At 69.8% G+C, this 22909-nt stretch carries 21 protein-coding genes; 17 read left to right on the plus strand and 4 right to left on the minus strand.

Features of this window, described 5'->3' with window-relative positions:
* The first annotated feature begins 69 nt into the window (after window positions 1–69).
* Complete coding sequence (locus CLV67_RS14490; RefSeq protein ID WP_106318470.1) at window positions 70–774, plus strand: GntR family transcriptional regulator; 705 nt, start codon at window positions 70–72, stop codon at window positions 772–774.
* Here CLV67_RS14490 and CLV67_RS14495 read toward each other — a convergent pair.
* Entirely contained in the window at window positions 744–1475 is a 732-nt protein-coding gene (locus CLV67_RS14495; protein WP_106318472.1) for an alpha/beta fold hydrolase, read from the minus strand. The two genes, CLV67_RS14490 and CLV67_RS14495, sit on opposite strands and share 31 nt — an antisense overlap.
* A 70-nt stretch (window positions 1476–1545) precedes the next feature.
* Between CLV67_RS14495 and CLV67_RS14500 the strand changes: the two genes are divergently transcribed.
* The 8 genes from CLV67_RS14500 to CLV67_RS14535 all read left to right on the plus strand — a co-directional run bounded on the left by CLV67_RS14500 (window position 1546) and on the right by CLV67_RS14535 (window position 10669).
* The gene (locus tag CLV67_RS14500) at window positions 1546–3078 is read left to right on the plus strand and encodes a flavin-containing monooxygenase (protein WP_106318474.1); all 1533 of its coding nucleotides are present in this window, start codon (window positions 1546–1548) and stop codon (window positions 3076–3078) included.
* 41 nt (window positions 3079–3119) lie between these two features.
* On the plus strand, window positions 3120–3329 hold the full coding sequence (locus CLV67_RS14505) for a hypothetical protein (RefSeq protein WP_106318476.1): 210 nt from the start codon (window positions 3120–3122) through the stop codon (window positions 3327–3329).
* 136 nt (window positions 3330–3465) lie between these two features.
* Window positions 3466–5055, plus strand: coding sequence for a pectate lyase family protein (locus CLV67_RS14510; RefSeq protein ID WP_106318478.1), 1590 nt, complete (start codon window positions 3466–3468; stop codon window positions 5053–5055).
* 134 nt (window positions 5056–5189) lie between these two features.
* Window positions 5190–5549: a response regulator gene (locus tag CLV67_RS14515; RefSeq protein WP_106318480.1), complete on the plus strand. Its 360-nt coding sequence runs from the start codon at window positions 5190–5192 to the stop codon at window positions 5547–5549.
* Between the two features lie 5 nt (window positions 5550–5554).
* The gene (locus CLV67_RS14520; protein ID WP_307833858.1) at window positions 5555–7033 is read left to right on the plus strand and encodes a DUF7125 family protein; all 1479 of its coding nucleotides are present in this window, start codon (window positions 5555–5557) and stop codon (window positions 7031–7033) included.
* 38 nt (window positions 7034–7071) lie between these two features.
* The gene (locus CLV67_RS14525; RefSeq protein ID WP_106318484.1) at window positions 7072–8229 is read left to right on the plus strand and encodes a serine/threonine-protein kinase; all 1158 of its coding nucleotides are present in this window, start codon (window positions 7072–7074) and stop codon (window positions 8227–8229) included.
* A gap of 302 nt (window positions 8230–8531) precedes the next feature.
* Complete coding sequence (locus CLV67_RS14530; RefSeq protein WP_170153855.1) at window positions 8532–9815, plus strand: choice-of-anchor B family protein; 1284 nt, start codon at window positions 8532–8534, stop codon at window positions 9813–9815.
* A gap of 44 nt (window positions 9816–9859) precedes the next feature.
* Window positions 9860–10669 (plus strand): hypothetical protein, encoded by an 810-nt coding sequence (locus CLV67_RS14535; protein WP_239166212.1) that lies wholly within the window; start codon window positions 9860–9862, stop codon window positions 10667–10669.
* Here the strand turns inward: CLV67_RS14535 and CLV67_RS14540 are convergent.
* The gene (locus CLV67_RS14540) at window positions 10662–12104 is read right to left on the minus strand and encodes a GGDEF domain-containing protein (protein ID WP_146169134.1); all 1443 of its coding nucleotides are present in this window, start codon (window positions 12102–12104) and stop codon (window positions 10662–10664) included. The two genes, CLV67_RS14535 and CLV67_RS14540, sit on opposite strands and share 8 nt — an antisense overlap.
* 140 nt (window positions 12105–12244) lie before the next feature.
* Between CLV67_RS14540 and CLV67_RS14545 the strand changes: the two genes are divergently transcribed.
* From CLV67_RS14545 to CLV67_RS14555, 3 genes are all read left to right on the plus strand, one after another.
* Entirely contained in the window at window positions 12245–12463 is a 219-nt protein-coding gene (locus CLV67_RS14545) for a hypothetical protein (protein WP_106318492.1), read from the plus strand.
* Window positions 12464–12583: 120 nt separating this feature from the next.
* Window positions 12584–13000, plus strand: a complete 417-nt coding sequence (locus CLV67_RS14550) for a hypothetical protein (RefSeq protein ID WP_203737006.1) — start codon at window positions 12584–12586, stop codon at window positions 12998–13000.
* A complete protein-coding gene (locus tag CLV67_RS14555) occupies window positions 12997–14118 on the plus strand; it encodes a winged helix DNA-binding domain-containing protein (RefSeq protein ID WP_239166211.1) in 1122 nt (373 codons plus the stop codon). The genes CLV67_RS14550 and CLV67_RS14555 overlap by 4 nt, the downstream gene beginning before the upstream one ends.
* 63 nt (window positions 14119–14181) lie before the next feature.
* Here the strand turns inward: CLV67_RS14555 and CLV67_RS52685 are convergent, their stop codons facing one another.
* Complete coding sequence (locus CLV67_RS52685; protein ID WP_211304153.1) at window positions 14182–14661, minus strand: excalibur calcium-binding domain-containing protein; 480 nt, start codon at window positions 14659–14661, stop codon at window positions 14182–14184.
* 262 nt (window positions 14662–14923) lie between these two features.
* On the opposite strand from CLV67_RS52685, the gene CLV67_RS14565 reads away from it, so the two are divergent.
* Entirely contained in the window at window positions 14924–16012 is a 1089-nt protein-coding gene (locus CLV67_RS14565) for a hypothetical protein (RefSeq protein ID WP_106318494.1), read from the plus strand.
* A 26-nt stretch (window positions 16013–16038) separates the two neighbouring features.
* Here the strand turns inward: CLV67_RS14565 and CLV67_RS14570 are convergent, their stop codons facing one another.
* Window positions 16039–16500, minus strand: a complete 462-nt coding sequence (locus tag CLV67_RS14570; protein WP_106318496.1) for a DUF427 domain-containing protein — start codon at window positions 16498–16500, stop codon at window positions 16039–16041.
* A gap of 607 nt (window positions 16501–17107) precedes the next feature.
* Between CLV67_RS14570 and CLV67_RS14575 the strand changes: the two genes are divergently transcribed.
* The 4 genes from CLV67_RS14575 (at window position 17108) to CLV67_RS14590 (ending at window position 22597) form a co-directional block, all read left to right on the plus strand.
* On the plus strand, window positions 17108–18283 hold the full coding sequence (locus CLV67_RS14575) for a macrolide family glycosyltransferase (protein ID WP_106318498.1): 1176 nt from the start codon (window positions 17108–17110) through the stop codon (window positions 18281–18283).
* A gap of 84 nt (window positions 18284–18367) precedes the next feature.
* Entirely contained in the window at window positions 18368–18760 is a 393-nt protein-coding gene (locus CLV67_RS14580) for an effector-associated constant component EACC1 (protein ID WP_106318500.1), read from the plus strand.
* Window position 18761: 1 nt separating this feature from the next.
* Complete coding sequence (locus CLV67_RS14585; RefSeq protein WP_146169136.1) at window positions 18762–21290, plus strand: caspase, EACC1-associated type; 2529 nt, start codon at window positions 18762–18764, stop codon at window positions 21288–21290.
* Window positions 21287–22597, plus strand: coding sequence for an extracellular solute-binding protein (locus CLV67_RS14590; RefSeq protein ID WP_170153856.1), 1311 nt, complete (start codon window positions 21287–21289; stop codon window positions 22595–22597). Before CLV67_RS14585 ends, CLV67_RS14590 begins: the two co-directional genes overlap by 4 nt.
* Window positions 22598–22909 lie beyond the last annotated feature (312 nt).

Genomic DNA, 22909 nt, shown 5'->3' on the forward strand with positions numbered 1-22909 from the left:
GGCGTCCAGCGGCGAGACTGCTCGCGGCAGACCACTGGGCAATGCTGACCATGGGGCAATGGGGACGGTATGCGGCGCGCTGAAGTGCGGGACAGGCTGCGGGAGCTGATCGACGCGCGGGGGCCCGGTGACCCGATGCCGTCGGAGCGCACGCTCTCCGAGCTGCTGCAGGCTTCGCGACCTACCGTGCGGGCGGCCATCGACGACCTGGCCCGCACCGGGCTGCTCGTGCGCCAGCACGGCAAGGGCACGTTCACCAGCCCGCACAAGATCTCGCAGGAGGTCCCGTCCGGCTTCGGGGAGCCGGTGCCACCGGCCGACGGCGACTGGACCAGCGAGGTGCTCGACTTCCGCGTCGAACCGGCCGGCGCCCGGCTCGGCCGGCGGTTGCAGGTCTCCCCATCCGACGACCTGCTGTACGTGCGGCGGCTGCGGATCGTCGACGGCGAGCCGATGGCCATCGAGCAGATCCGGCTGCCCGCCACGGTGGCGCCCGGCATCACCGCCGGCGAGTTCGTGTCCGGTTCGCTGTACCGGCGGCTGCGCGAGGACTACGGCGTGAACCCGGCCGAGGCGGTGCAGACCGTCGAACCCACCGTCACCGACGCCGACGAGTCGGGGCTGCTCGGTGTGCCGCTGCATTCACCGGCGCTGCTGTTCGAGCGCACCAGCCGCGACGACGGCGGGCGGGTCATCGAGTTCACCCGCAGCATCTACCGCGGCGACCGCTACCGGATCACCAGTCACCTCAGGCTCGGGCCGAACTCGGGCTGACGCAGCAGCTCCGCGCACCGCTCGGGGCTCTCGACGTGGGCGTTGTGGCCGAGCCCGGGCAGCGTGCTCACCCGTACGCCCAAGGCTTTGATCTGGTCGTCGGTGTTCATGGGGTCGTTCTCGCCGCGAGCCAGCAGGAGCGGAGACGGTGAGCCGGCCACCAGTGCCGCCATGTCGGGCGCGCCCACGCCGAAGGCACGCGGATCGAGGGCGAGACGCCAGCGGCCGTCCTGCTCGCGGACGCCGTCGCGCGCCGCCGGGTGGCCGGGCTCGATGAGGCCCGCCAGGCCGGAGACCCGCAGGTAGCGGGTGATCGCCTCGTCCTCGGAGTCGAACCAGGTCACCGGCCGCCCGGCCAGCGCCCGCGCGCGGCCGAGCTCTTCGCCGGTCCAGTCGACCTTGATCCCCAGCCCGGCCACCCCGGCCAGCGGCACCTTCGCCGCCAGGGCCAGGGCCACCACGCCGCCGAGCGAGTGGCCGAGCACCACGGTCCCGCCGCCGGGGTCCACGAGCGGGCGGACCGCCTCGGCCAGGGCATCGAACGTGTACCCGGGCAGCTCCGGCGACCCGCCGTGACCGGGGAGGTCCGGTGCCGCCCACCGGCCGGGCCAGTGCCGTTCGAGGATCGGCTCCCAGCCGGACCAGACGGCGCCGGTCGCGCCGAGGCCGTGCAGCAGGAGTACCCGAAGACCGTTTGCCATGCCCGAATTCTGCCACCGTGCCGTGGTCGTTAGGTTGCACAGGGTCATCGGTCACGCCAGGAGGAATGTCATGAAGATCGCCGTTGTCGGTGCCGGGTTCGCCGGTGTGAGCGCGGCCAAGGTGCTGCGGCAGAGCGGCTTCGAGGTGACCGTGTTCGAACAGGCGCCCGACGTGGGCGGGGTGTGGAGCCGCACGCGCCGCTACCCCGGCCTGCGCACGCAGAACGACAAGGGCACGTACCACCTCAGCGACCTGCCGATGCCCGCGGGCTATCCGCAGTGGCCGACCGGGGAGCAGGTCCAGCAGTACCTCGAGCGGTACGTGGAGAAGTTCGCCCTCGGCGAGGTGCTGCGCCTGTCCACCGAGGTCGTCTCCGCCGAGCTGGTCGACGACGAGTCGGCGTGGCAGATCGTGTCCCGGCCCGCCGGGCAGGCGGAGCCGGTGACCACGGAGCGGTACGACCACCTGGTCGTGGCCAACGGCATCTTCAGCGACCCGGTCGTTCCCGCCTTCGACGGCCTCGCCGGCTTCACGGCCGCGGGCGGGCGGGTGCTGCCGGCGAGCGGGTTCCACGACGTGGAGGAGGCCCGGGGCCGCAACGTGCTGATCGTCGGGTACGGCAAGTCGTCGTGCGACGTGGCCGTGCCGGTCAGCGAGGTCGCCGCCCACACCGGTGTGGTGGCGCGTGAGCTGCTGTGGAAGATGCCCCGCAAGCTCGGCGGCCTGCTCAACTACAAGTATCTGCTGCTCACGCGCATGGGCGAGGCGCTGTTCCGCTACATCGATCTGAAGGGCTTCGAGCGGTTCCTGCACGGTCCGGGCCGTGCGGTGCGCGACGCCATGGTGCAGAGCGTCGGGTCGGTCGCGACGAAGCAGTTCAAGCTCTCCGAACTCGGCCTGGTGCCCCGGGGCAGCTTCGAGGACATCGCCCGCAGCACCGTCGGGCTGGCGACCGAGGGCTTCTTCGAGCGCGTCGCCGACGGCCGGATCAGTGTGCACCGCGACCAGGTGATCAGCGAACTCGTCGTCGACGGCGGGAAGCCGGCGGCACGGCTGGCCGACGGGACGGTGCTCCCGGCCGACCTGATCATCTGCGGCACCGGGTTCCGGCAGCACGTGCCGTTCCTCGACCCGGCCGTGCACGCGCGCCTCGAGGACGAGGCGGGCAACTTCCAGCTGTACCGGCACATCCTGCCGCTCGACGTCCCGCACCTGACGTTCGCCGGGTACAACTCGTCGTTCTTCAGCCCGCTCAGTGCCGAGATGGCCGCGGTCTGGACGGCCGCCCACCTGCGCGGCGGTGTCACGCTGCCGGCGGAGGAGAAGATGCGCGAGGACGTACGGGCACGCCTGGCCTGGATGACGAAGCGCACGGACGGCCGGCACGCCCGGGGTACCAACATCATCCCGTTCTCGATGCACAACATCGACGAGGTTCTCGACGAGCTCGGCCTCAACGTCGGTGGTGTCACCCGCGCGCTGCAGTGGCTGCTGCCGGTCGATCCGGGTTCCTACCGGTCGGTGACGCCGCGGATGCTGCAGCGTATCGGCACGCCCGATCGGTCAGGAATCGAGAAGCCCTCCCCGGCCCGCAGAAATTAGCCTGACCAGCGACAACAGCGTCTGGTCAGAGAGGTTCGGCGATGAACGGAAACAGGTGGGTACGGCAGGTTCACCGCTGGACGGCGGTTCTGTTCACCGTCACGGTCGTGGCCACTACGGTCGCCCTGACACAGGAGGATCCGCTCGTGTGGGTGTCGTACCTGCCGCTGTTCCCGCTGGCGCTGCTGTTCTTCACCGGCCTGTACCTGTTCGTGCTGCCGTACCTGGCCAAGCGGCGCGCGGCGCGCTGACACGCGCACCGCCGCAGCTTGTGACCGTCGTCACATTGGATCTTGAGCAACCGATCCGGGAGCCCCGACCACATCTGTTCGTCCATCCCCAAGCGCGACCACCCCCGGGGCGCGCGACGAAACAGGTGAACCGAAGATGAAACGATCTACCGTAGTGCAGCTGTCGGCGATCGCCGGTGTGGCGGCCGTGGGCGCCGCGGTCGCCCTCGGCCTGCCGCAGCCGGACGCGTCGGCCGCGACCAACGTCGCCTCCGGTTTCGCCAGTCAGAACGGCGGGACCAGCGGCGGCGCGGGTGGCGCCGTGGTCAAGGCCACCACCGGCACGCAGATCCACGAGGCGCTGTGCAAGCGGGCGGCGTCCGACACCCCGATCACGATCCAGGTCGAGGGCACGATCAACCACGGCAACACCACCAAGGTGTCCGGTGACAGCTGCAACACCGCCGCGGACCGGATCGAGCTCAAGGAGATCAGCAACGTCACCATCGTGGGTGTCGGCGCCGGCGCCACGTTCGACCAGCTGGGCATCCACATCCGCGACTCCAGCAACATCGTCGTGCAGAACGTGACGGTCAAGAACGTCAAGAAGTCGGGTTCGCCGCTGTCCAACGGCGGCGACGCGATCAGCATGGAGAGCACGGTCCGCAACGTGTGGGTGGACCACAGCACGCTCGAGGCGTCCGGCGGTGAGTCCGAGGGCTTCGACGGACTGTTCGACATGAAGGACGACACCCAGTTCGTCACGCTGTCGTACAGCATCCTGAAGAACTCGGGTCGTGGCGGCCTGATCGGCTCCAGCGAGACCGACACCGGCAACAGCTTCATCACCTTCCACCACAACAAATACGAGAACCTCGACTCTCGTACGCCGTTGCTGCGCGGCGGTGTGGCGCACATCTTCAACAACCACTACGTCAAGCTGAACGAGTCGGGCATCAACTCCCGTGCCGGCGCGAAGGCGAAGGTCGACAACAACTACTTCCAGGACTCCAAGGACGTGCTCGGCACCTTCTACACCAGCGCGGCCGGCACCTGGCACACCTCCGGCAACGTGCTGGACAACGTGACCTGGTCCGCGAAGGCGTCCGAGTACAACCCGGCCGGCCCGAGCATGGCGTCGACCACGAGCGTCAGCGTCCCGTACACCTTCGCGCTCGACACCGCGGCGTGCGTGCCGACCGTGGTCGCGGCGACCGCGGGCGCCGGCAAGGGGCTGAAGGTGTCCGACGGCAAGTGCGCCGTGACCTCGACCCCGACCACCGCCCCCACGACAGCTCCGGCCACCGTCCCCACCACCGCTCCGACGACCGCACCCACCACCGCGCCGACCAGCGGCCCCACCACCAGCCCGACCACCGTGCCGAGCGGCACCAATCTCAGCCTCGGCGCGGGAACCGACGGCTCCGGCAAGGCGAGCGGCACCAGCTACGGCAACGTCCGTGACGGCAAGGTGAGCACCTTCTGGTCGCCGAACGGCGCGACCGGCGACGTCTCGATCAAGTGGAGCACCGCCACCAAGGTCGCCAGGGTGAACATCGTCGAGGCGTCCGGTTCGTCGATCGGCAGCTACCAGATCCTCAACGGCACCACCGGCGCGGTCCTGAAGTCGGGCACGGGCCCGGGCGTGATCACCATCCCCGCGACGTCGCTGACCAAGCTGACTTTCAAGATCACAAGCTCTTCGGGTACGCCCAAGGTCGCCGAGTTCGAGACCTACGCCTCCTGATTCCGATCGTTACCGGGTCGGCCCCACGGGGGCCGACCCGGTTCCGATTAGCTACTTTTGCGCGGAATATCCAGGGAGTCGGTGGGTAACCCACTCGTCCGAGACCAGGTTCGGACGAGCGGGACGGAGGTCCGTTGAGCACTATTCTGGTGGTCGACGACGAGCCGGATCTCCGCTTCCTGCTCCGCCGGATCCTGACCCGGGCCGGATATCAGGTGACCGAGGCCGGCAACGGTGCCGTCGCGCTGGACGAGGTCCGCAGGTTCCGGCCGGATCTCGTGGTGACGGACCTGATGATGCCGGTGATGGGCGGGCTGGAACTCATCGAACGGCTGCGGGCCGACCCCGGGACCGCCACCATTCCGATCCTGTCGGTCAGCTCTGACTGGCAGCTCGCTGTCGAAGCTGACGCCGCCCTGCCCAAGCCGTACGAGCGTGCCGAACTGCTCGAGACCACCCAACGGCTGCTCAAGGGAAGGCATGACGGCCAGTGACTCATGTGGCGACCGGGCTTGCGGACCTGGACCTCATCCTCGGCGGCGGGCTGCAACCGGGCTCCGTGGTGGTCCTGTCCGGGCCGCCCGGCACCGGCAAGACGATTTTGGCGCAGCAGATCTGCTTCACCGTCGCCACCGCCGAGCACAAGGCGATCTACTACACCACCCTGTCCGAACCGCACGCCAAGCTGACGGATCACCTTGGCGGTTTCAGCTTCTTCGACGCCGGCGCCCTCGGAACGCGGGTCGAATACATACACCTCGGCGACATGCTGCGTGACAAGAGCACCACGGACCTCGACCCGCTCATCAACGAGGTGGTGGGCAGGGCTTTCGACGACGAGCCGGTGATCGTGGCCATCGACAGCACGCTGATGCTGCGTGACTTCGTCAGCCCCCGCGCGCTGCGCTCGGCGCTGTACGACCTGAGCAGCCGGGTCGCGCACAGCGGGGCCGTCCTGCTGCTGCTGGGCGAGTACAGCGATGACGACCTGCTGTCCGGAGTCGAGTTCTCGCTGGCCGACGGCATCGTGGTGCTGTCGCACCAGATCCGCGAACCGGTCGACCGGCGCGGGCTGCGGGTGCTCAAGATGCGCGGTTGCGCACCGCTGGGCGGCAACCACACCCTTCACATCACCGACGACGGCATCCGGGTCTACCCGCGGATCGAGTCGTTCCTGCCGACCGACATGCCGGAGCGCGGCGAACGGATCCGCTCCGGGATCCCCGGGCTCGACGCGTTGATGGGCGGCGGGATCCCGGACGCCGACGCCACCGTCGTGCTCGGCCCCACCGGTGTCGGCAAGACCATCGGCTGCCTGGCCTTCCTGGCCGAAGGACTCACTCAGGGACAGCGGTGTCTCTACGTCACCTTCGAGGACACCGTCGAGGAACTCCAGGAGATGGCCAGCCGGTTCGGCTGGGACTTCGCGGCCGCACGGGCACGTGACCAACTGGTCATCGCACACGTCCCGGTCGGCGCACTCGACCTGGACCTGGACGTGCTGGCCTCGCTGATCCGGCACAGCCTCGCCGACCGGTCGATCCGCCGCGTCATCATCGACAGCCTGGCCGAGATGGCCCTCGCCGCACGCGAGGCGGAACGCTTCCCGGCGTACCTGCGCAGCATGCTCGGTGTCGTCCGCGCCGCCGGCGCATCCCTCTGGGTCACCAGTGAGACCCGCATGGTCGGCCCGATCGAAGATCCGCTGACCGGGCTGATGTACCTGTTCCACAACATCATCCAGCTGCGTTACATCGAGCACTGTGCCGAGATCGGCCGCATCGTGAACGTCACGAAGATGCGCAACAGCGGCCACGACAACGCCATGTACGCGTGCCGCATCGAGGACAAGGGCGGTCTGTCCATCGGCGACCGTTTCGAGAGGGTCACCGGCATGCTGGGCTGGAGCGTCCTGCGTGACTGCCCGCCACTGTCCGGCCAGGACGGCTGTACGGCCGCCACGCGGGCGGGTGAATGACCGGGCGGTAAACCCACCGGCTGTGCCAGGGTTGTGCGGTGGGTCCACGGGTTCTCAATGATCGATACGACCTGCGGTCGCCGCTGGGCCGCGGTGGCACGGCCGAGGTGTGGCTCGGAGTCGACCGGTGGCTCGGACGGACCGTGGCGGTGAAACTGCTGCACGAGGACCTCCGCGCCGATCCGACGCTGGCGACCCGGTTCGAGCGCGAGGCCCGTACCGTCGCGGGCTTGTCCCACCCGAACATCGTGGCCGTCCACGACGTCGGCGACGACGACGGTGTCCTGTACCTGGTGATGGAGTTCGTCGAGGGCCACAGCCTGGCACGACGGCTGGCCGGCGGCCCGATGTCCGTGACCGAGGCGGTCGTCGTCGCCGTGCAGGTGTGCTCGGCGCTGGAGGCGGCCGCCGAAGCAGGCGTCGTGCACCGGGACGTGACACCGGCGAACATCCTCCTGACCGCGGACGGCCGGGTGAAGGTCTGCGACTTCGGTCTGGCCCGGCTGTCGGGCACCGCACGTGGATCGCTGAGCAGCCCCACACAGATGATCGGCACGTGCACGTTCATGGCGCCCGAACAGGTCACCGGCGGCACGGTCGACGCCCGCACGGATCTGTACGGACTGGGCTGCGTGCTCTACGCGATGCTGACCGGCATGCCACCGTTCATCGGCGACAGTCCCATGGAGATCGCCTGGCAGCACGTGGAGGACACCGCGCCACCGGCCTCCGCACGCCGCGACGGGATCCCCGCCGACCTGGACCGGCTGGTGACGGGCCTGCTGGCGAAGTACCCGGCCGACAGGCCGTCCACCCCGGGCGAGGTGCTGACCGCCCTGGAACGGCTCAGCCCCCGGCCGGACAGCGGTGGTCGTCCACAACTGCGGCCGGTCGCGCTGGCGTTCGCCGGTGTCACGGTGGTGGCCGCGGTGACCGCCGCCCTGATCGGCGCGGCCGGGCCGCAGCGTCCCGGCCCGCAGGCCGCACCGACCGTCAGCCCGGCCTCCCCGACGGCCGGCCCGGGCTCCCCGTCGGTGTCCGCACCAGCCTCGCTCCCGGCAGCCCCCGTCACGCCGTCCGCCACCCCGGCGGTCGAGCCGACGGTGACCGCCGCCTGCCGCACACGCGGCAATCAGGGCGCTGGTAACGGCCGGAAGGCCGGGCACCGGGTTTGCCCGCCGGGAGCCCGCGGCTGATCACCGGGCTCCGTAAATGGCGGCACCGGTCATGGCGCTCACGGTCTCGTCGGCGGCGGCCCCCCTCGCACGACGGCCCGGAATGGGCTCTATAACGTCGTAGATATCTGTCGCGCGATATGGGAATCGTATTTGTTCGCGAATATCGTCGCGGATGGCGCCGAGCCGCCTTCATTGTATTGACGTGAATCGAATTGATGCTTAGCGTTCAGGCACGCACGCCGGCGCGCGCCCCACCCCTGCCCGCGCCGGCTCCTCCGTGTGAAAGGGCGTTGACCATGCTCCGAGGAGTACGTCGCACGATGCTGGCGGCCACCGCGCTGTTACTGGTCGCCCTCGCCGGGCCACCGGCCACGGCGCACGACCCGGACACCGCGGAGGGCAGGGCCGAGCAGGCCGAACTGCTCCGCATCTACCAGCCGACCTGGAAGAGCGGGCAGGCCATCGCCGCCGCCGCGCCGATCTCCTGCGTCAACGGCATGGCCGACAGGTACCCGTGCAAGAACGTCGAACTGCTCAGCTTCCTGCCCCAGTCGGCACTGGGCGGCGGCAGCTCGTCGAGCATGTGGTTCTGGAAGGACACCAGCAACAGCAACGAGTACATCCTGTACTGCCGTTCCAACGGTGTCTCCTTCGTCAACGTCACCGACCCCAGCACCCCGCGATACCTCGGGAACCTTCCGTCCTCGAACGGTGTCAGCTCCTCCTGGTGCGACATACGCACCTACCGCAATTACGCGTACATCGGCAAGGATTCGGTCTCGCACGGCATCCAGGTCTTCGACCTCAACAAATTGCGCAACGTGACGACCCCGCAGACCTTCACGGCCGACGCCCGCTTCACCGGTCTCACGAACAGCCACACCCTGTGGATCAATCAGACCACCGGTTTCCTGTACGTCTCCGGCGCGAACACGTGCAGCAAGGGCCTGACCATCTACGACATCAAGACGCCGCTCAGCCTGCGGCAGGTGGCGTGCTACAGCCGTGAGGTCTACTCGCACGAGTCGGTCGTCGTGAACTACAACGGACCGGACACCCGTTACACCGGACGCGAGATCGCGTTCAACTACACCGGCCAGGGCAAGCGGTTCCAGATCCTCGACGTCACCGACAAGGCCAACATCAAGGTCCTGTCCAGCGTCACCCACCCCGGCGCCAGCTTCATCCACCAGGGCTTCGCCACCAGCGACTACAAGCACATGATCGTCAACGACGAGACGATCAGCACCGCCGGCGGCAGCCCCGACTTCGTCTACAACATCGAGAAGCTCGACGCCGCCCGCTACGTCGGTAAGGACGTCGCCGCCCGCGGTGTGTTCGTCAACCACAACGGCTACACCGTCGGCAACCGGCACTTCCAGGCGTCCTACCGTGGTGGCCTGCGGATCCTCGACACCACCAACGCGGCGACCGCCAAGCTGCCCGAGGTCGGCTACTTCGACGTCGACCCGTCCTCCAACGCCGCCGGCTACAGCGGTAGCTGGATGGCGCTGCCGTACCTCTCCAACGGTGTCGTCGCCGTCCAGAGCATCGGCGTCGGACTCTTCCTGGTCCGGCCCACCGGCGCGGCGGCAGTGAGCTGAGCACACCACCGACCGGCCCCCGTCACCGCCGTCTCACGGCGGCGGTGACGCTGGCCGGGTTCCTCGGGGCCGCCTACCTGTTCTTCGACAGCCGCGGCCCGGCACCGGCAGCACCTCCCGCGCCGGCCCCCTCCCCCGTGGCGTACAACAGCGACGGTCTCGCCGACGCCTACGACGGCTTCCGGGTCGAGCCGCTGGCGCTGCCCACCGGCCGCGGACCCGCCACCGTGTCCCTGCGCGTCACCGGCCCCGGCGGCCCCGTCACCGACTTCCAGGACGTGCACACCAAACCCATGCACATGTACGTCCTGCGCGACGACCTGTCGCATTACCAGCACCTGCACCCCGAGGTCGTCGACGGCGCCTGGACGGCGCCGGTCACCATCACCGACGGCGGCGCGTACCGGGTGTACATCGAGTTCGTACCGCACGGCCGTCCCGAAGGCCCGATGGGCGCCGAACCGACCGTGCTCGGGGTGCCGTTCGTCATCCCCGGCGACACCGCGATGATCCCGGTACCCGCCCCGGAGGCCGAGGCCCGCTCCGGGCCCTACACGGTGCGCCGCCTCGACGGCACCGTCGACCTGGCGTCCGGCACGCAGACGGCGCTGCAGTTCCAGGTGCTCCGTGACGGCCGCCCGGCGGTGCTGGAACCGTACCTCGGCGCGTACGCCCACCTGTCCAACTTCGAGGTGCGCACCCAGGGCCTCAAGCACCTGCATCCGCTACCGGCCGCCGACGCGACGCTCTCCTTTCACGCCGCCTTCGCCGAACGTGGCGACAAGCGGATGTTCCTGCAGTTCAAGGCCGGCGGCACGGTACACCAGGTGGCGTTCACGATCTTCACTACCTGATCCGCGCCTCGGTGCCCTTGCCCTCGTACATCGCCAGGTCGGCGCGGTGCAGCAGGTCGTCGGCGGACAGCTCGCCCGGCTGTGACAGGGCGACGCCGATGCTCGCGTTCGGCTGCACCGCGGTGGCGCCCACGTCGATCGGCGCGGACATCGCGTCACGGATCCGGCGGACCACCGCCTGGGCCTGCGACTCGTCGGTCAGATCCGGCAGCATGATCGCGAACTCGTCACCACCGAGACGCGCCACCAGGTCGGAACCGAGCACACACTCGCGCAGCAGACCGGCGAACCCGATCAGCAGCCGGTCACCGGCGCGATGCCCGAGGGTGTCGTTGACCTGCTTGAACCCGTTCATGTCGATCACCAGCACCCCGACGCGGGTGTTGTTGTGCACGGCCCGTGCCAGCGCCCGCGGCAGCGCCTCGTGCAGCTCCAGCCGGTTCGCCAGCCCGGTCAGCATGTCGGTCACGGCCATCCGCCGGTTCTCCCGCGCCGACACCATCTGCCGGCCGTACGCCAGCACCGAAACCAGGAACGCGCCGAGGATCAACCCCGCGGCCGGGAACGGCTGCTGCACCCCGACGGTCGCCATCAACAACAGATAACCAGGAACAACGGTGAGGTACGGCCAGCGCGGCGGCCGCGACGAACGACCACGCCCGCCGACCCGCACCGCCAGCGACGGCCGGCGCGACAGCCAGCCCTGCACATAGGGGGCGAGCATGAGCAGGAAGATGTTCGACGTCCAGAGCAGCTGCTGGAGCACCGACGGCATCACCGGACCGCCGTGGTTGAGCACGTACGCCCGCACCGTGTCCCCGAGCAGGCACATCAGTGCCGCGACCACGATGATCGCCAGCGGGACACGGTCCGCGGGAGCCGCACGGGTACCCCGGATCAGCACCACGCTGATCCCGAACAGCAGCGCCGTGTCGAGGATCGGGTGGGTGATGCTGGGAACCAGCTCCCGCCAGGTGGCACCATTGGCCACCAGCGCCGGGCTGACCACCAGATACCACAGCACCATCCCCGCCCCGAGACCCACGAGCCCCGCGTCCAGGCGCAGCTTGGCCCGCTCGGTGGCGGAGGCCGGCGGCCGGGTGAAGGCCAGGATGCCCAGCAGCGTCAGGGGCGTGATGAGCAGCCGCAGCACGTCCGGCACGCTGGGAAACGGCTGCCCCTGGAAGACGGCGTAGAGCGAGATCGTGAGCGGCCACAGGGCGTACGTCGGCAGCATCCACCGCCAGGCCCGCCGGGTCGGCGCGGGCAGCCCCGGCCGACGCACCACCCCGATGGCGAAGAGCAGCCCGAGCACCGCGAACCCCAGCTGGAAACTGCTGCTCGCCGTGATCGACCCGGACAGTGGGACCACCAGGAGCGCCGTGACGCCCAGCGTCACCAGCAGCACGAGTCCGGCCGTGTCCCATCGCCGCACGCGGGTCTCCACACCAAGGCTGATCGGACGAAACCGCGAAGGGCTTAGCGTCATCCCGTCGCCCGCGCGCCGACCTCGTCCACGCGGCCCGGTCCGATAGCCTGCTCATGCTGTGAGAGTCATAGCCGGGGAGGCCTTGAGTGAACTGGCAGACCGTCCTCGCCCAGGAAAACTACGGCGGTCCGACGTTCATGGGGCTCATCTTCTGGGCGGTCATCCTCCTCGGGGTCGTGACCCCGATCGTGCTGGCGGTCCGGTGGTTCCGCAGCCGCTCCGCGGCCCGCAGCCCCGGCGAGACGCCCTATCCGCTGCCCTACCAGGAGCCACCGCCCGGAAAACAGCCTCCGCGTCAGCCGTGATCGGCGCTTCCCGTCGGCAGACATCCGGCCCCGTGGATACGCCGCCCGGATCTGTGTTGGATAGGCTGCTGAGGCCCGGAGGGCTCACGCCCTGAGAGCAAGAGCTGAGGAGGCGTGGGAGTGAACTGGCAGAACGCCGTCGTGGCGGCGTCGTCCAACGATACGTCCTACAGCCTGGGATACCTGGTGGGCAGGCTGTTCTGCTGCCTCGTCGTCATCGGCGGCATCGTGACGGCGATCGTGCTGGCGGTCCGGTCGTCACGCAACCGGTCCGCGGCCCGCAACGTCGGCAAGGGGCCGTACCCGCCGCCGGGCTACCCACAGCAGGGGTACCCGCCGCAGGGTCAGCCACCGCAGGGGTACCCGCCGCAGGGTCAGCCACCGCAGGGCTACCCGCCGCAGGGTTACCAGCCGCCGCCCGGCTATCAGCCACCACCCGGTCAGCAGCCTCCGCCGGGCACGTACCCGCCACCGCCGTACGGCCAGAATCCGCCGCCCCCGCCTCCGCAGGATCCCCCGTACCCGCCGCAGCCGTGATCAGTTTCTCCCTCGATCAGGTTCTGGCGTGGCGGATGCACCGGCAGTTCCTCGCCCGGCCCGCGGACAACTCGGCCGAGGCGATCGTCGGACGGCTCTGCGGCGTGCAGGCCCAGGTCGCCTCGGCCGCGGAGCTGGCCGTCGCCGTACGCCATCCGTCCCCCACCGGCGGCGAGGCGGCCAGAGCTCTGCAGCAGCGCAGCCTGATCAAGGTGTGGGCGATGCGCGGCACGCTGCACCTGCTGACACCCGGCGACGCGCCCGCATACCTCAGCCTGCTGGCCGCGGCCCGCACCTGGGAGAAGGGCTCCTGGCAGAAGACGTTCGCCACCACCGCGCAGCTCGCCGCGATCACCGGCGCCACGCGCGAGATCCTGCCCGGCCGGGTCCTCACCCGTGAACAGCTGACCGCGGAGATCCTCGACCGCACCCGCGACGACGCGCTGGCGGAACTGCTCCGCTCCGGCTGGGGCACGGTCCTCAAGCCGCTGGCCTGGCAGGGCTTGCTGTGCAGCGGCCCGAGCGACGGCAACAGGGTCACGTTCACCAGCCCCGAGACGTGGATCGACGGCTGGGCCGGCCTGCCGGACCCCGGCGAGGCCGCCGAGCGGGTCATCCCCGCGTACCTCGGCGCCTTCGGTCCCGCCACGATGGAATCGTTCGACCAGTGGCTGATCCGCGGCACGTCGAAGAAGGCGTCGCTGCGCGGGTGGTTCGCCGCTCTGACCAGCTCAGGCGTCCTCACCGAGGTGGAGATCAACGGCCGGCCGGCGTACGCCCGGACAGCCGACCTGGACGACATCGCCGCCACCGAACCGGCGTCTCCCGTACGGCTGCTCCCGGCGTTCGACCAGTTCGTGCTCGGCCCCGGCACCAGGGAGGAGCACATCATCGCCCCGCACCGCCGCCCGCTGATCAGCAAGGCGGCCGGCTGGATCTCCCCCGTCGTGGTCGCCGCCGGCCGCGTCGCCGGCACCTGGGAATCCACCGACGGCGGCATCGCGGTCACCCTGTTCGCCGAGGCGGACCCCGTACCCGAGAAGGAACTCGCCGCCGAGGCCGACCGCCTCGCGGAACTCACCGGAAGCCGTCCCGGCCTGACCGTGACCACCATCTGACCGGAGAACGGCCGGCCGCTGTGGTCGAGGCCGGGCACGCCGGAGATGTGGATACACCGCTGATCAGTCGTCGCCGCAGCCTTGGCCGTCGCCGTCCCGGTCGAGGTGCCGGGCGTAGCCGGGATCGCCGCGGCGGATCGGGGCCGCTCCCGCGGCGCGGACGGCGTCGCAGTTCTTGTAGTACACGGACTTGGGACTCTTCGTCGTCGGCTTCGGCGTGCTGGTGGTCCGCGTCGGGCTCGGCTTCCTGGTTCGCGGGGCGGTCGTCGTCCTGGCGGGCGCCGGCTTACTGCGCACGGTTCCGGGCGAGGTCGAGCGAGCCGGCTTTCCGGTGGCGGTGGCCGTCTCGCCGGTGGCGCCTGTGGGAGCGGTCTCGCTGAACGACGCGGCCCGGTTGCCGTCGGTGTCGTCGGCGAAGTATCCGATGGCCGTGAAGCCGCCACAGCAGAGGACGAGAATGCCGGCGGTCAGGCCGCCGATCACTTTCCAGGGAGCCGGTTTCGGGGCGGGCGGACTCGGTGGGTACGGCGGACGGTATGCCATCCGACAACCTTGGCCGCGCGGGTGATCGCCGTCGATTCCACATTCGGACGGAGCTCGGGGATGTTCGGCCGCACCGGCACTACAGTGGAACGAGGCGTTCCGGCTGGAACAGGATCGGCATCTTTCCGGGATGTAACTGAACCGCATTCAGGGCTCACGATGCAGGCAGGCGCCACGGAACCACAGTCGACTTTCGGCGCCGATCCACTGTCACCCGTACGGCGGCCAAGCCGTGGGTGCGTGAAACCTGGAGGGGCCGACCATGATGTTCTCCCACCGATGGGCCATAGCGGCCGCGACCGTCCTACTCCTCTCCCCCGCCGTTCCGGCGTCGGGGGCAACGGCAGACCCGGGTCTGAGTACGGCCTATCTCGGCGACTGGGGCCACGGCGGCTACGTCAACAACGCCAACGAGCGCGGCGACGTCATCGGCGCCCTCAACGACGAGAACGTCAATCCGCAGCCGGTGCTGTGGCCGCGCGACGGCGCCCCGATCCGGATCGACGTCGACCGTGGATCTCCGTCCGCCGTCAACGAGCGCGGTGACGTGGTCGGCGACAACTGGCTGTGGAGCGACGGCCAGGTGCGAACACTGGCCGACATCTCCCAGCGGATGCGGTCGGTGGACATCAACGACCGCCGGCAGATCACCGGCACCGTCGCGGATCCCTCCGGGGTGGAGCGGATGTTCGTGTGGCAGGACGGGCGGTTCACCTACTTCAACGCACCGGCCGGCCTGCACGGCGGTCCGCGCAGCATCAACAACCGCGGTGAGGTGCTCGGCTCTCTCACCGACGCGAGCTGGTCGGTCCGGTACGGATTCGTCTGGCGCGCCGGCCGGATGACCATCCTGAAGCCTGTCGGCGGCAACGTGCTGGAGCCTCGGGCCATCAACGACCGCGGTCAGGTCACCGGCTACACCAGCCTGGCGGGTTCCGAGGTGCTGCACCCCTTCCTCTGGCAGGACGGCCGGATGCGGGACCTGCTGGCCGGACGCCCGGACGTGAGCGGGCGGGCCTGGGACGTCAACAACGCGGGTGACGTCGTCGGCAACGTCGGGAACAAAGCCGCCGCGTGGCGGGGCGGCCGCCAAGTCGATCTGGCCGTTCCCGGTCGGTACTCCGATGCCCGTGACATCAACGAGCGCGGCGATGTCACCGGCACGACGATCGCAGGAGAGCCGTCCCAGGGCCACGTCTTCCGCTGGCGCGAGGGTCGTGTGCTGCTCTCCGAGGGTCATTCCACCTACACGAGCCTGCAGGTCACCCGGATCGACGGTCACGGTCGCGTCGCCGGGCTGATCGATGACATGGTCGTTCCGCCGCGTCCGACGCGCTGGGTGGCCGGCTGAGCTCCCGGGGCGCCCGGGACGCGTGGTCACCAGCCTCGCGTTCCCGGGCCACCCTTGAACGGGCCGATGATGTCCGGGGTGATCCAGCCGCCGTAGAAGTCACCCTCCTGCGGCTCGACCAGCACACCGGCGACCCGGCACTCGTCGACCCGGCTCGGGTAGAAGGCGACGGCTCCCACGATCTCGGCGTATGCGGGTGACGGCCGCTCGTACGACCAGCCGACCTGCCGCACCCGGCTCTCGCCGACGACGAGATCCCAGTAGGTCGCGACACCCTTGAACTCGCAGTACGACCGCCCGTCGCCGGCTTCCAGCACACCGTCGGCGATGTCCTCCCGGGGCACGTAGTAGACCGGCGGATGCGAGGTCTCGAGCACCCGCCAGCACCGGTCGCTGTCGACGATCGTCCGCCCCGCATGCATCACCAGCACGCGCGCGGAGATGCGCTCCACCCTTGGCGGACGCGGATAGTCCCAAACCGACTCCATCACCCCAGTCTGCCCGCTCTCCCCCGCAGACCCTGTGCTGTTCCGCCCCGACAGCAACCCAAAACACACAAGAACGCGCGGCACACGGAAGGCGGCGGCCGGAAGGCTCCCACCCACCACAGCAGATCTTGTGCCGTTCCGCCCCCACAGCAACCCAAAACACACAAGAACGCGCGGCACACGGAAGGCCCCACCCACCACAGCAGATCTTGCGACCTCCCGCCCCGACAGCAACCCAAAACACACAAGAACGCGCGGCACACGGAAGGCCCCACCCACCGCAACAGATCTTGCGACCTCCCGCCCCGACAGCAACCCAAAACACACAAGAAGGCGCGGAGCGCGGAAGGCTCTCCAGCACCGCAACAGATCTTGTGACCTTCCGCCCCGACAGCCGCCCAAAACACACAAGATCGCGCGGCGCACGGGAGGCGGCGGCCGGAAGGCAGAAGGCGGAGCACGGGAGGCGGAAGCCGGAAGGTGGAAGGCGGAGCGCGGAAGGCGGAGGCGGGAGGCCGACGCGGAACGCGGTAGGCGGGAGGCCGACGCGGAACGCGGTAGGCGGAGGGGCGGCGGAGGGCGGCTGTTGGAGCTTAGATTGATGGGCATGGCTACCGTCGCGTTCTTCGCTCCGGCTGCCGCCGGGCATGTCAACCCCACGCTGGGGCTCGCCGCCGAACTCGTGCGGCGTGGTCACCGGGTCACCTACGCCACCACCGGAACGTACGCGGAGCGGGTCGCCGAGACCGGCGCCGAGGTCGTCCCCGTCACCTCCACCTGGGAAGGGGGCGGCGACGCGGACATTCCGCAGTTTCACGGCCGGGAGCTCGTACGAGCGATGGATGTGCTTCTGAAAGAGACGAAGTCGATGCTGGCGCAGCTGCACGACACGGAGCGGCCCGACGTGGTGGTCCATGACGGGACGATGGGCTGGTGGGGCCGGATCCTCGCGCGCCGGTGGCAGGTGCCGTCGGTGGAGACCTGGCCGAACCTGGTCAGCAACGAGCACTGGGCGATGTCGCAGAAGTACACGACGTTCAATCCGCTGAGTCCGGCGTTCCTGCTGATGGCCGTCCGGCTGAGCCGCTTCCTGAAGAAGCAGGGAGCGGAGGGCATGCAGGCGTTCATGAGCGGCGACGCGGCGGTGGTGCGGCTGGTGACGCTGCCGCGGGCCTTCCAGTACGCCGGGGAGACGTTCACGGATCGGTACGAGTTCGTCGGCCCGCTCATCAACGAGCGGAATTACCAGGGCGGCTGGGCGCCGGCCGGGAAGGGTGGTCTGCCGGTGCTGCTGGTCTCGCTCGGCACCGCCTACAACGACCGGCCCGAGTTCTACCGGACCGTGCTGGGTTCGGCGGCCGACCGGCCGTGGCAGGTGGTGCTGGCCGTCGGCGGCGCCGACCTCGACGCGCTCGGTCCGGTGCCCGCCAACGTGGAGGTGCACCGGCAGGTGCCGCAGCTGGCGGTGCTGCGCCACGCCAGGGCCTTCGTCACGCACGCCGGGATGGGTAGCACCATGGAGGGCCTGCACTTCGAGGTGCCGCTGGTGGCGATACCGCAGATGGCCGAGCAGCGGGCCAACGCCGACCGCATCGCCGAACTCGGTCTCGGCGCCGTGCTGCCGCCGGAGGGGATCACCGCGGACGCGCTGTGGACCGCCGTCGAGCGCGTGGCCGGCGACGAGCGCATCCGGGAACGACTGGCCTGGATGCGCGGCGAGATGACGGCCGCGGGCGGCGCCCCGGCTGCGGCCGACGCTGTCGAACGGGCACTCGGCAATTAGGTTCTGACCGTTTCTGATCTCTCAGAGATTGACGCAGCGGACCACTGGCCAGTGGTGATTGCCACATTCGGTTACGGTGTCGGAATGCCAATCAGCCCGGAATCCGGTGGCGACATGCGCGTGAAGATCATCATTGACGGCGACGAATCCGGCGATTCGGCAGTCGAGCTGCGGAAATGGCTGCGTACCGATGAGGATCTGACCGGCGTCGAGGTGGATTTCGTGGCGCCGGATGTCCGGCCGGACGAGATGTCGGGCGGCATCGCCGAGGCGCTGATGGCGACGGCCGGGGATCCCGGTGTCCTCGGGGCGCTGATCGGAGCGGTGGGTGGATGGGTCACCGCGCGGGCGTCGGCCCGCCGCACCCGGATCCGGGTGAAGGTCGGCGAGCGCGAGATCGAGATGGAAGGCCCGGCGCTGCAGGATCCGGAGGGTGTGGCCCGCCGCCTGCGCGGCGAGCTGGGCGAGGCGCCGTGACATGCGGCTACCAGACTTCACGGAGTCGCGCGCCGTGCTCATCGGCACGGCGAGGTACGACAACCCGTACCTGGCGAATCTGCCCGCAGCCGCCAACAACGTCACCGAGCTAGAGTCTCGCCTGACCGATTCTGCATATTCCGGCTTCCGCCGTGAGAACTGTGCCAGCGTCGTGAATCCGCGAAGTGACCGCGAGGTTCTTCTCCCCTTGGCGAAGGCGGCGGAAGAGGCGCGCGATCTGCTGTTCGTCTATTTCGCCGGGCACGGGATCCTGGGTGAGAACGGTGGCCTGCGGCTGGGCCTGCGAATCTCCCAGCGCAAGCCTCCGACGATGTCCGTGCGGTTCGACGAGTTCTCCGAGTTGATCCTGGGTAGCTCCGCCCGTACCAAGGTCGTCGTCCTGGACTGCTGCTACAGCGGTCGAGCGACAGCGGACCTGCACATGTCCGGCGAGGCCGACTCGCCTGACGACGAGGCCGTCGAGCAGGCCGCGGCGCAACTCGACACCCGTGGCCTGTACGTCCTCACGTCCAGCGCCGGCAACAAGCCCTCACTGGCGCCGGAGGGCGAGAGGTTCACGGCGTTCACCGGCCGGTTGCTGGACCTCATCGACTCCGGCATACCGGGTGGACCGGAACTGCTCACAATGCAGGCGCTGTACGCGGCGGTCGACGAGGAGTTGCAGCACCGCAAGCTGCCCAGGCCGCAGCAGTACAACAGCAACCTCGCGGGCGAGGCCGCACTGTTCCGCAATCGCGCGCTGTTGCGGCCCGCGGCGACCACCGAGGTGAAGAGGGTCGTCGGCCGTCATCGGCGTCCGTGGCGGCCACCGACGGACCCCGCGGCGCGCGGATGGCTCCGGGCGGCCGGCGGCGGTCTCTGCCTCGTCCTGGCGGCGGGCGCGATGGCCGCGTCGGAGAGCGTCGCACCGGTTCCGGCGCCGTGCGCCGCGCCGACCGCGATCCGGATGCTGGTGCCGCTGGACGCGGTCGAGATGTTCACCGGCATCGCCGACGACTACGAGTACGCCACCCGCGGCGGCGGCTTCTGCCAGCGGGTGCGGGTGAACGTCTCCGGCGCGTCCCGCGACGACGCCGCGCGGGCGTTCGCGCTGTCCTGGCGTACCCCGCCGGACGCCTCCGACCAGGACCGGCTGCTGCTGCGCCGGGTCGGCCTGCCGCCGGACGTGTGGGTCGCCGACCTGGGCGTCGACATGGCCGCGGTGCAGGCCACCGTAGCCGGGATCGACGGCGCCGAGGTGAGCATCCCGGGCGACCCGGAGCGCTGGTCGCTGGCCGAGTCGCCCATCGTGCTGGCCGAACCGGGCGTACCGGGTGACGCCCCGACCAACCGGGTCAGCCTGGAATGGAGCGAGATCGTGGCGGGCCGCGACACCGGCCGCCGCATCACCGGTGTCGTCCGCCCGGATCCCGACACCACGACGGTCGGCCGGCTGGTCAACGCGTCGCTGTACCGCGAGGACGTGGAGTCGCCCGCGGCACACAGCCGGGTGCAACGACTGCTGGACATCGCCGCGGTGAACGCCGGGCAGGGCATCGGCGCGCCGGACGTCGCCGGGCTGCTGTGCCGCCCGGACCGTACCGCCCTGATCGTCGCCGAATGGCAGCTGGTCCGGCACAACGCGAGCCGGTGCGGCGACACCGGGCAGGCCCCGTGGAACTACCTGTACCCGTCGGACACCCGCTGGCTCGACTACCCGATGGTCCAGCCGGCGTGGGCGCGGGAACAGAGCGATCGGATCCGGCGTACGGCCGACGACTTCACCAGCTGGCTGCGCACCTCGGCCGGCGACCGGGCACTGGCCGGCAACGGGCTGCGCCCGCGAAGTGTCGGCCCGGACGCCGGGATGATCGGCCGCAACGGCGCGCAGACGGGCTGGTTCATCAAGATGCCCTATCGGACGGGCACCGCGGATCTGGAGCGGGCGGCCACGGCGTACGAGACGGCCAGACAGCCGGCCACCGTCCTGGTCGCGATCGACGGCTCGGGGTCGATGACGGCGCGCAGCGGCGGGCGGACCAGGTTCGACGCTGCTCTCGACGGCATCGCCGCGTCGGTCGCGGCGATGGGCCCGCGCGACGACTTCGGGCTGTTCGTCTTCTCGACGGCGATCAAGGGCGGGATCACCGAGATCGCCGGGGACGCGGCGAGGGCCACCCAGCAGGCACGCGGCTACCCGCCGGCCGGTGGCACGCCGCTGTACCAGGCCGTGGACCACGGGGTACAGAGGCTGCGCGAGGGCAAGGGCGCGGCACCGGGCACCGACCGGCACCGGATCCTGGTGGTCCTGACCGACGGCGAGGACACGACCAGGCACGCGCTGCCGCAGCTCACCGACGACTCCGTCCAGGTCGTGATCGTCAACGTGGGCATGTCCGGATGCCCGGACGCCAAGCTGTCGGCCCTGACGAAGCGGCACGGTGACTGCATCGGCGTGCCGTCCGGGCTGGTCGATGTCAAGGTCACCGAACAGATCGAACGGCTGTGGCAGAAGGAGGCGGCGCGATGAGCATCGACGTCCGGCGCTCGCCGGGATGGCTGCCTCCGCTGGTGGCCGTCCTGATGATCGGCGCGCTGGTGGCCGGCACCGCCCCTGCCGTGCTCGACGGCTTGCGGGACGCGCCGGCCGAGCTGGTGATCGTCAGTGGTGTCGAGGACGGTGAGGGTGGCGCCCGGCAGGCCGTGATCGACCTGTGGAACCAGTCGCATCCCGACAAGCGGGCCCGGATCGAACTGGTCGCCGGCAGCGCCGACGAGCAGCACGGCGCTATGGTCCGTTTCGCCAAGGGCGAGGAGGACGTCAAGGCGGACATCCTCAATCTCGACGTGACGGCGGTCGCGGAGTTCGCCGAGTTCGGCTACATCGCCGAGTGGCCTGCGGGCGAGGCGCCGCGACGGGTGCTCGCCGATCTGATGGCGAAGCCGCGGGAGAGCTGCTACTACGACGGCCGGCTGTGGGGTCTGCCGTTCAACAGCGACGCCGGGGTGCTGTTCGCGCGGCGGAGCCTTCTCGTACCGACACCGGCGACCACACCGACCGCGTTCTCCTGGGACGAGATCAGTGGGCAGCAACCGGCACAGGGGTCCACCCAGCTCTCAGCCGCGTACGCGGGCCAGCTGGACGGCTACGAGGGCCTGACCGTGAACGCCGTGGAGGCACTCTGGGCGGCGGAGCCCGCGCGGGCCAGGCCGGCGCCGCTGGGGGTGCCGACCGATCCGGGAGTCTGGTCGGCGGCCGTGAACCGCCTGTACGGGCAGTCCGGTGAGCGGGTGATCGATCCGTCGTCGACGACGTACCGGGAGACCGGGACCAGCGACCAGTTCCTCCGCAAGAAGATCGTGTTCATGCGGAACTGGCCGGTGGCGTACCGGAGCCTGGTGGAGGCCAGTGACCAGTCGGCGGCGGTCGCGGCGGCGGACATCGTGATGACGCCGCTGCCGGGCCCGGCCGTGCTCGGCGGGCAGAACCTGGCCGTGGTCGCCGGTTCCACCCGCGGCGACGACGCCCGTGAGCTGATCGAGTTCCTGGCCGGTGAGCCGTCGCAGCGGCTGCTCATGCAGATCGGCGGTTTCGCCGCGGCCACCGGTGCCACCTACGACCGGCCGGAGATCAAGGCGGCCCATCCGTACGCCGAGACGATCCGCTCGGCGATCGCGACCAGCCGGCAGCGGCCGCAGACGCCGTACTACCCGCGGTTCAGCGAGGAGCTCCGGAGGATCGTCACCGAGATCCGGGCCAAGCGCGACCGAGCGGTGCCGGAGGATCTGGAGCAGCGGCTCACCGACGCCGCGGAGGGCCGGCTTCCGCCCCGATGACGGCCGTGTTCGTTCGGCTGGAGCCCTCAGCTATTTGACTACGCACAGTCAACCTTCGTGGTATCGCTCCCACGGCGACGATGCGCAGGCGAAGCGGGGGGCGATCGATTCAAGTGAATGACGATCGCGTCCAATGTCGATCGACGCAACGTCATCGAAACAAACATCACAGCCTCCGACCGAACATGCGCAACGCTCTGAAGTGCGAATACTCCTCGGGCTTATCGCTTAGGGACCTTTACTTTCGTCGATGTGACGCATAGCTTGGGTCCATCCGGCAAAAGTTCTGGATTCCCGAGCCGACAACGCGAC

It is taken from the genome of Actinoplanes italicus (assembly GCF_003001815.1).
GTDB classification, from domain to species: Bacteria; Actinomycetota; Actinomycetes; order Mycobacteriales; family Micromonosporaceae; genus Actinoplanes; species Actinoplanes italicus.